This window comes from Mesorhizobium sp. M0633, from assembly GCF_040320645.1.
Classification (GTDB): domain Bacteria; phylum Pseudomonadota; class Alphaproteobacteria; order Rhizobiales; family Rhizobiaceae; genus Mesorhizobium.
The window spans coordinates 1-9,355 of the sequence record NZ_JAMYQC010000073.1 but is presented as its reverse complement, the minus strand read 5'-3'; the positions used below and the strand labels follow the sequence as shown (position 1 = coordinate 9,355).

The window sequence follows — 9,355 nt, the reverse complement described above, 5'->3', positions numbered from 1 at the left end:
TCTTCGGATTACTGGTGAAGCAAGTCAGACCTGGCCTATCGCAACCGCGCCTCACCTGCCGTCCAGCGTTCGGATTCGCGATCGTCGCTCTCGGCAACAGGCGGCGCGCCCGGCCAGGACGTGTCGCATGTGCGCGCTGTCGAAGGAGGCGCCCAGCAACATTTCGGGTGAAGGCAACGCGGGCATCGCGATCGATCGTAATCTTTCTCTGCAACGAGCGCCTGATCGCCGGTCAGCAGTTTCAATCGCGATGGGCTCCGGCTCGTACCCATTATGGAGATCACATGTTCGTCCCGGACCCCGATGCCGGCAACAGGTCTGCTTCGGAGCGTCGCGACGGAACTGGGCGACATGGTTGCGGTGGAGTAAGCGCCCTCCCCTGGGTCAACAACCCCGTCGGTGACGGCCGCGACCGCATCGGCAATCAAGTCGTCGCTGAAAGGCCGCAAGGTATCTGTCACGACATAGCGCGCCGGCGAAGCTCCGCCCTTGCGACGGGGATTCGTTGTAAGCCGATCAGACGGCAACGCCGGCCAGATGAGCGAGAACTTACCCTCGGTGTGGGTCTCGACCAGGCTCGACGTTCGTCGGTAACTGCCTACGAGTCAAGGTCGTAGGGCTCGTGGCCCAGGTCGTTGTGATGAAGCGCCTCTGCCATACACCTGATGTCGAACGCCTGACCGCACGCCGGGCAGAGGACGAAATACTCCTCCTCCCGAAGTGGCGATGCTTCGTGGCCTTGGATGACGATGTCATTGTATTCGTCGGGCATTGGGCCTCCGGCAACGCCGCCCGCCATGCTGGAACGCCTGCCGGCAGGATTTATTTCAAAGTTACTGCGCCTAAGAAGAAGCCCTGGGCATCGATCGTGGCCCGATGTCCGGTTTCGCTGGCAATAACCTTGCCGAGGCCCGCCGCTCCGATGAAAGGTGATCTGATGGGCATCAGCTGCGCAAAATAGCTCGGAAATCGGGCACTGGGGTTGGGCTGTTGAAGCGCACTGTCTTGCCGGCAGGTCATCCAGTCGCTGGCGGCGCTGGCGGGACATCGTCGGCTATTTCTTGCCTGAGCCTTGGTCCTTTGCTGAGCCGGCGACCGAGCGCATCGACGAAATTGTCGTAGCGCTGCAAACCCTTCGCGCGGGCTTCGGCCTGAGCGGATTCCGGCAAGGCTGGGGTCGAATTGAGCCAAAACCGGACGAACAATGCGAGCGTCTCAATAGCAATTCCGACGTCGCGTTCGACACGCTGCACACGTCGATCGATCTGGTCGAGGCGTCGAGTGATCGCGGCTTGCTTTCGCTCTTCGGCATCCGGCGACAGGAACGACGCGAGCGCAGCCTCGGCAACCAGTGACAGCGAGGCCTCGCGCCGCTCCGCGTAGTCTGCCAGCGCGTTCATCACGTCAGGATCAAGATAGGCAGAGAGACGTTTTTTCTTGGCGTTCTTCATGCGCTCAAAGCTCAATGCCATCATTGGCGTCAAGGGCGGCCTGACGAGCTGCGCGTCTCATGGCTTGATCGACACTGCGGCGACGAACGGCGTCATCGTCGGGCTCGTCCCTGTCGAGGTCGAACTCATCGTCGCAGCGTGGCGTTCGTTCCGGCGCGATGTCTTCGTGTTCGGGAAGCTCGGGCTGGCGGCGAATGCCGCCATTGGCCGGATCCTCGTCCTGCTGATCCCTGGCAAGCCTCAGCTTGCGAGATTTGCCTTCCGGCTCAGCAAGAAGTGTCGTGTTGGTCCAGTCGTCAGAGCGAGCGTTCTGCGTTGTCCCTCCGGTCCTTGGTGGCGGCAAGACACGCTCGGCAAGACGCGGGTCGGCAAAGTAGCGTGCCTTCTTCGCACGGATTGGGAACTGGCCCGAGATCATAATGATCGCCTCGGTAGGCGGCAGCTGCATGATCTCGCCCGGCGTCATCAGTGCACGCGCCGTTTCCTGCCGCGACACCATCAGATGCCCGAGCCAGGGCGACAATCTGTGCCCCGCATAGTTTTTCATGGCGCGCAACTCGGTCGCGGTCCCCAGAGAGTCTGAGACGCGCTTGGCCGTCCTCTCGTCATTCGTGGCGAAGCTCACCCGCACATGACAATTGTCGAGGATGGAATTGTTCGGTCCGTAGGCCTTCTCGATCTGATTGAGCGATTGTGCAATCAGGAACGACTTGATGCCATACCCGGCCATGAAGGCCAGCGCGCTTTCGAAGAAATCGAGCCTGCCGAGCGCGGGAAACTCGTCCAGCAGCATCAAAAGACGCTGCCGGTGATCCTTCGCGTGAAGATCTTCGGCGAGCCTGCGGCCGATCTGGTTAAGCACGAGTCGCATCAGCGGCTTTGTGCGACTGATGTCCGATGGCGGCACGACCAGATAGAGCGTCGTCGGCCGTGCCTCCTCGACAAGGTCTGCGATCCGCCAGTCACAGCATGACGTCACCTTGGCCACAACTGGATCGCGGTAGAGGCCCAGAAAACTCATGGCCGTCGAGAGCACGCCGGAACGCTCGTTCTCGGACTTGTTAAGCAGTTCCCGAGCAGCCGACGCCACGACGGGATGCGGGCCTGCATCACCCAAATGCCGCGTCAGCATCATGGCGCGCAGCGTTGCCTCGATTGGCCGCTCTGGATCGGAAAGGAAGTTCGCCACGCCTGCGAGGGTCTTGTCTTTCTCCGCATAGAGCACGTGCAGTATTGCGCCGACCAGCAACGCATGGCTGGTCTTCTCCCAGTGGTTGCGGCGTTCCAATGTGCCTTCTGGGTCGACCAGGACATCCGCCACGTTCTGCACATCTCGAACTTCCCACTCGCCCCGTCGCACCTCCAGCAGAGGATTGTAGGCTGCGGATCCAGCATTGGTCGGGTCGAACAGAAGCACCTGGCCGAAACGAGCCCGCCATCCGGCCGTCAGTTCCCAGTTTTCGCCTTTGATGTCGTGGACGATTGCCGAACCCGGCCAGGTCAGTAGTGACGGTACGACCAGGCCGACGCCTTTGCCGCTTCGGGTCGGTGCGAAACATAGCACGTGTTCCGGACCGTCGTGGCGCAGATAGTGTCGGCCCAACATACCCAGGATCACCCCATCCTGACCGATCATCCCAGCGGCCTTGATTTCGTCTCGCGTCGCCCAGCGCGCCGAGCCGTAAGTCGTGGTATCCTTTGCCTCGCGCGCCCGCCACAGCGACATCCCGATCGCTGCGACGATAGCCATGAGGCTTCCGCTCGCCGCAATCGCCGCGCCCTCCAGGAAGACCTTCGGCGCGTAGGCGTCGTAGAAAAACCACCACCAGAAAAAGGCTGGCGGCGGGTAAACGGGCTGTCCAGCCAATTCGAACCACGGCGGACCGAGTTGGCTTTGAAAGCCGAGCCGCCCTGCCGTCCACTGTGTTGCTCCCCATGTTGTCGCGACGACGATCAGAAAGGCGGTGAGGATCTGGCCCCATAAAACCTTGCTTGCCGGCATCGGTCGTTTCCCAAATGGATGATCGGAACAACCGAAAAGCTCGAATTCCTAAATTCGCAAGAAAAAAGGGGCGGTCGAAGCAGCATGGCGTACCCGGACGTGGAAAGACTTGCCCGATGCGATCTCGAATGTTGAACGAGCATAGGGGGGCTGCTTTCTTCTGGAGCCGTTGAGCCGCTACTTGCCCAATGATAGTTAGTTGTCTCGGCTCAGATGGCATTCGACGAGATGGACGGGTTCTTGGAGAACCACGGATTGCGCATGACCAAATGAACAAGAGTCCTCAGCGGCGCGCCGAGCCGGAGAACACTCTAGTCCCGGCAAGTGGTGGTCAGCCGTTCTGCTGAGCTCGAATCTTACCGCCTCCCTGATCGGTAGCGCGATAGATCCAGAGCCGACTCGATGAGCAGACCCATCAAGTCTGTTCAATTTTGTTAATCAATTCAGTCACATCAGCTATTGCCATGGACTTTCGTTGGAACTGTTGCAAGCCGCGCCGGCCTCACGGGTCGCGGAATCTATTCGGCCGCACCTAAGTTCCAGATGTCCCGATGCAGGCGCCATGTCCCGTCGTCCCCTTTTTTCCAAACGACAATGTACTTGCCCGCAACGGTGGAAGGGGCACCGCCTTTGCTCGGCACACTGAGCGTAAATGCGCCAACTTCGTAGGCGAGATTCCCGCTCCCTTCCACTTCCAGCGCCTTCAGGGTGAGATTCTTCATCCCGGCCTTGATTGCGCCCTGCCAGAATTCTTCCACGCCCTTGCGGTCATCGATGCGTTTGCCGTCGGGTGGCAGCAGGGCGGCATCGTCGGTATACATTTGACCTACCGCTGCTGCGTTTCCGCTGTTGAAGGCGTCCATGAATTTTACCAACGCCGCTTCGATGTCCTCACGAGCCGAGTGGGGGGCCGCAGACAATGCAGACGAAAGAAGCAGCACAGCAGCAAATGCAAATGACTGAACCAGTCTCATTTCGTCCTCCCTTGCGTGCCCGACATGCCCACCCGATGAATAGCGCCGACCCGAGGGCGCCGCGGCGTTCGATGGCCAGGCGCGGATTATATTAGACTTATCTGATATGACGGCGCAAGCGCAGCTGCGACCCTCTGAACGACCAGCGTAGCAGCTGCCGGAGAGCTTCAAAGCGGCGGCTACCGCTCACTGCCTCCTCGTCTCGACGAAAGAATTCGTTCGAATGATGCTTTTCCGCGGCTTTGCTCGCAAGTTTTCGTCAGCCAGCACAGGGCCTCCTCTTACGCTCGCTGGTCGTCAAGGCCCAGCGGCCACTAGCTGACAGTCCCCCCGCAGCCAAGCCGCTGGGCCCTCGACGTGGGGAACGAGCATTGGAGACGATGTCGCGCTTTCCGTTACAGCCCGAAGGCGGGTGACAGATGACCGCGTCAGCCTCTCCACCCCGAGCTACGATTTCACGCATTCGATCAGGCACAGCTCTCTCGGGCTAGCGCGCCAAGCATGAGTTAGCTCCCGAATGAGCAGGTGCCGCCCAGTTCAGCTTCGGCCCTTGCGCGCGCAAGGTATTGGCCGAGATCGATCGGCAGTCCGGTCGGCAAATTGGGGCAGCGATGGCGAGAATGAATGCCGGGAACTTCCCTTCGGTGCCGCTTCGTCGATCTGTTTGCCGAGAAGACGCGCGCGCTGCGTGCCGCCCCCCATACCGTAGAGAACTCATTTCAGGTCACACACACACACACACGACGCCACCGAGATCCTGCATCACTTTTCTACTCCGACGCCGCCACGTCACCAAGATCAGTCGCGAGCGTGATCGCGGCTATCAAATCGGGATCGCGCGCCGGAGCGCTCTATGAGTGAGCCCCGAACGGCGCGCTGCTCCTCGAGCAATCCGGCTCGACGTAAGGCGGGCCATCCGTGCCGGCCTCGTGACTAACAGACGGGCGAATGGCGGTTCCTGGACTCACCTTTTTGTCTGAAGTCGCTTCCTTGAGCCGGTGGCGGAGTTCTTGCTTGATCGACTTCAGCACCGTCTTAGAATCGGTTTTCGGAAAATTTGTCTTGTGGCATCAATTTTCATGGGATAGGATCATTTTTCATAGGTTTTGGCCCGAACTAACCAAAATTCGATGGAAGGATTCGCTTTTCATGCCTGCGGTGCAACAGCACCAATTTTCAGGTCCTGTTACCGTTTTTCAGGAAATCCGCCTTCCTGAAACGGCGACCCCGGCCGGGTACAGCGCCCTGATCGGAGCCTACAGGCTCGCCGTGCCCTTGCCCCGTAGGTTGTTCGCCACGGGCGAGCATCATCGCATTACCGAACGGGATGGCTGGCGGATCATGACCCCCCGCCATGCCCCAAATCCTACCCTCGAAGGCCACCTGACCTTTGCGCTCAAGTACGAGGGACTGAACCTTGCCGTCCTCAAGCGGCTGTTCCAAGTGACCGGTCCCGCGCCGATCGAGGCGCTGGTCCGTGAAAGCCCGACCGGCAGTTATGCCCGACGCATCTGGTTTTTATATGAATGGCTGAGGGGCGCGCGTATCGATCTGCCGGACGCGAAGGCCGGACGATACATTCCGGTTGTCGATCCCGAGCTGCAGTGGCCGGGACCCGACAAGACCGCTTCGCGCTACCGCGTAAGGGACAATCTCCCCGGCACGCGTGAGTTCTGCCCTCTGGTGTTCCGCACCAAGATTCTCGAAAAATTCATCGGCCTTGAACTACCGCGGCGCGCGGAGGCAATCGTAGCGGACGTGCCGCGCGACCTTCTTGCTCGGACCGCCGCCTTTCTTTTGCTCAAAGACTCGCGATCAAGCTATGCGATCGAGGGCGAGCACCCGCCGCAAGATCGCATCCAGCGCTGGGGCCGCGCCATCGGCGAATCCGGCCGCTGGCCGATCAATCGCGATGAGCTGCTGCGTCTGCAAAGAATTGTACTTGGCGACGCCCGTTTCGTAAGACTTGGCTTCCGAAAAGAAGGAGGTTTCGTCGGTGAGCATGACCGAGACAACGGCACGCCCTTGCCCGATCACATCAGCGCTCGGCCCGAGGACCTGCCGCGGCTAATTGATGGAATGGCGGCGTTCGATCAGGGCCCCGCGCAAAACCTTGATGCAGTCGTAGCCGCCGCAATCCTCGCCTTCGGCTTTGTCTACATTCACCCGTTCGAGGACGGAAACGGCCGCATTCACCGCTACCTAATCCACCACGTCCTTGCCATGCGCGGCTTCAATCCGCCGGGAGTTGTCTTTCCCGTCTCGGCCGCGATCCTGGACCAGATCAACGAGTACAGGGGCGTGCTCGAGAGCTATTCGCAGCGCCTTCTGCCGTTGGTGGAATGGGAACCGACGCCGCAATTCAACGTCCGGGTGCTGAATGACACCGGTGATTTCTACCGGTTCTTCGATGCAACCCCGCACGCCGAATTCCTCTATGCCTGCGTTCAGCGGACGATCGAACGGGACCTTCCCGAGGAAACCGCATTTCTGCAGCGCTACGATCAGTTCCGGCAGCAGGTGGACGCCTTTATCGACATGCCCGAGCGGTTGATCGATCTGCTCTTCCGTTTTCTTCACCAGAATGATGGACATCTATCGAACCGCGCGCGCGAAAAGGAATTCGCCGCGCTGACCAATGACGAGGTAGGAAGAATCGAGGCGATCTACGCGCAAACCTTTGGTCCCCATTGAAGGTGTGATCATCAGGATCGATTTTTAGTCCGACGGTTTGCGATTCCCTTGTCCCTGCCTTCATCTCCGACGCTTGACTTGTCGCCGAGACATGCACGATTTTTTCCGCACGGTCTGACCGGCGGCCGATCAGCCGCGGCCAGAACGCGCTTGACAAACCGGAGCCGTCCCGTCCAACCTCACGCATTCACCAGGGGAGTCCCGGCAAGGGGCTGAGATACTGCTGGCATTCGCGGCGCAGTGACCCGTTGAACCTGATCCAGTTCATACTGGCGTAGGGACGGTGCAAGCGCTTTGCGGGAGTTTACGCCCGAGATCCTGTTTCGGCAGGTCGACAGAAGCGTCTTTTCATCCTCCCGGCACAGAACTGGGTCTCCAATGCAACGAGCAAAGGAGCCTCAAGATGAATGCCCTCACCCCCGCCGTCTCGACGGGACCGCTGCCCGCCTCACGAAAAATCCACAAGCCCGGTGCCATCCACCCGCAGATCAGGGTACCGATGCGCGAAATCTCCGTCCATCCGACGGCCGGCGAACCGCCCGTCACCGTCTACGATCCGTCCGGCCCCTATACAGACCCGACTGTCGAAACCAGCATCGAAAACGGCCTTGCCCGGCTTCGCCACGAATGGATTACGGCGCGGGGCGATGTCGAAGCCTATGACGGCCGCCACGTGCGGCCGGAAGACAACGGATTCGCCGCAGGCGAGCGCCTGACGCCGGAGTTTCCAGTCCGTAACCGGCCGCTGAGGGCCAAGTCAGGCAAGGCGGTGACTCAGCTTACCTATGCGCGCGCCGGCATCATCACACCCGAAATGGAGTTCGCCGCCATCCGCGAGAACCTTGGTCGCGAGATCCTGCACGGCAAGCTTGAGCGCGACGGCGAGGCTTTCGGCGCGACACTGCCCGATTTCGTCACGCCGGATTTCGTGCGTGATGAGGTGGCGCGCGGACGCGCAATCATTCCCGCCAACATTAACCACCCAGAGAGCGAGCCGATGATCATCGGCCGCAATTTCCTGGTCAAGATCAATGCCAATATCGGCAACTCCGCTGTCACCTCCTCGATGGCCGAAGAGGTCGAAAAGATGGTCTGGGCGATCCGCTGGGGCGCCGATACGGTGATGGACCTGTCGACCGGCCGCAACATCCACAACATCCGCGACTGGATCGTCCGCAACTCGCCGGTGCCGATCGGCACGGTGCCGCTCTACCAGGCGCTCGAGAAGGTTGGCGGCATTGCCGAGGATCTGACCTGGGAGGTGTACCGCGACACGCTGATCGAACAGGCCGAACAGGGCGTTGACTATTTCACCATCCATGCCGGCGTGCGGCTGCATTACATCCCACTGACCGTTGACCGGGTCACGGGTATCGTCTCGCGCGGCGGCTCGATCATGGCAAAATGGTGCCTGCACCATCACCGGGAAAGCTTCCTCTACGAGCACTTCGCGGAGATCTGCGACATCTGCCGCGCCTATGACGTCTCCTTCTCGCTCGGCGACGGCCTTCGTCCCGGCTCGATCGCCGATGCCAACGATGCGGCGCAGTTCGCCGAGCTGGAAACGCTTGGCGAGCTGACGAAGATCGCCTGGGCGAAGGATTGCCAGGTGATGATCGAGGGGCCTGGCCACGTGCCGATGCACAAGATCAAGCAGAACATGGACAAGCAACTCGCCGTTTGCGGCGAGGCGCCGTTCTATACGCTTGGCCCGCTGACGACCGACATCGCGCCGGGCTACGACCACATCACCTCCGGCATCGGCGCGGCGATGATCGGTTGGTTCGGCACCGCCATGCTCTGCTACGTCACGCCCAAGGAACATCTCGGCCTTCCCGATCGCAACGACGTCAAGACCGGCGTGATCACCTACAAGATCGCGGCGCATGCCGCCGACCTGGCGAAGGGTCACCCGGCGGCGAAGATCCGCGACGACGCGCTGTCGCGGGCCAGATTCGAGTTCCGCTGGGAGGACCAGTTCAACCTGTCGCTCGATCCCGAAACAGCGCGGTCCTTCCACGATCAAACCTTGCCCAAGGAGGCGCACAAGCTGGCGCATTTCTGCTCGATGTGCGGACCGAAATTCTGCTCGATGCGAATTTCCCACGACATCCGCGCCGAAGCGCAGAAGGAGGGCATGGCGGCGATGGCGGCGAAATACCGCGAGGGCGGCGATCTCTACGTGCCGGCGGACGAGACCGGCGCACCGCTTTCGCCACAGGCGCATGAGCCAT

6 protein-coding genes and 1 riboswitch are annotated in these 9,355 nt (G+C 60.8%); of the genes, 3 read left to right on the top strand and 3 right to left on the bottom strand.

The features are described from left to right. Positions 1-622 precede the first annotated feature (622 nt). Complete coding sequence (locus tag NKI47_RS34105; protein ID WP_352596056.1) at positions 623-961, top strand: hypothetical protein; 339 nt, start codon at positions 623-625, stop codon at positions 959-961. A 55-nt stretch (positions 962-1,016) separates the two neighbouring features. On the opposite strand, the gene NKI47_RS34100 is transcribed toward NKI47_RS34105, so the two are convergent. The 3 genes from NKI47_RS34100 to NKI47_RS34090 form a co-directional block, all read right to left on the bottom strand. Then, positions 1,017-1,472 (bottom strand): CopG family transcriptional regulator, encoded by a 456-nt coding sequence (locus NKI47_RS34100; protein WP_502896939.1) that lies wholly within the window; start codon positions 1,470-1,472, stop codon positions 1,017-1,019. After that, positions 1,456-3,453: a conjugal transfer protein TraG gene (locus NKI47_RS34095; RefSeq protein WP_352596053.1), complete on the bottom strand. Its 1,998-nt coding sequence runs from the start codon at positions 3,451-3,453 to the stop codon at positions 1,456-1,458. Before NKI47_RS34095 ends, NKI47_RS34100 begins: the two co-directional genes overlap by 17 nt. Before the next feature lie 518 nt (positions 3,454-3,971). Next, on the bottom strand, positions 3,972-4,427 hold the full coding sequence (locus tag NKI47_RS34090; RefSeq protein WP_352596050.1) for a YybH family protein: 456 nt from the start codon (positions 4,425-4,427) through the stop codon (positions 3,972-3,974). A 1,149-nt stretch (positions 4,428-5,576) separates the two neighbouring features. Between NKI47_RS34090 and NKI47_RS34085 the strand changes: the two genes are divergently transcribed. Then, positions 5,577-7,121, top strand: coding sequence for a Fic family protein (locus NKI47_RS34085; RefSeq protein WP_352596059.1), 1,545 nt, complete (start codon positions 5,577-5,579; stop codon positions 7,119-7,121). 182 nt (positions 7,122-7,303) lie between these two features. Further along, positions 7,304-7,420: riboswitch (TPP riboswitch) on the top strand. 104 nt (positions 7,421-7,524) lie between these two features. Further along, positions 7,525-9,355 (top strand): phosphomethylpyrimidine synthase ThiC (gene thiC, locus NKI47_RS34080; RefSeq protein WP_352596047.1); only part of this gene is annotated, 1,831 nt, incomplete at its 3' end.

Bases quoted from the DNA above. Each gene is read 5' to 3' on its own strand.
- NKI47_RS34100 (WP_502896939.1), bottom strand. From the start codon at position 1,472: ATGGCATTGAGCTTTGAGCGCATGAAGAACGCCAAGAAAAAACGTCTC.
- NKI47_RS34095 (WP_352596053.1), bottom strand. From the start codon at position 3,453: ATGCCGGCAAGCAAGGTTTTATGGGGCCAGATCCTCACCGCCTTTCTG.
- NKI47_RS34085 (WP_352596059.1), top strand. From the start codon at position 5,577: ATGCCTGCGGTGCAACAGCACCAATTTTCAGGTCCTGTTACCGTTTTT.
- NKI47_RS34090 (WP_352596050.1), bottom strand. From the start codon at position 4,427: ATGAGACTGGTTCAGTCATTTGCATTTGCTGCTGTGCTGCTTCTTTCG.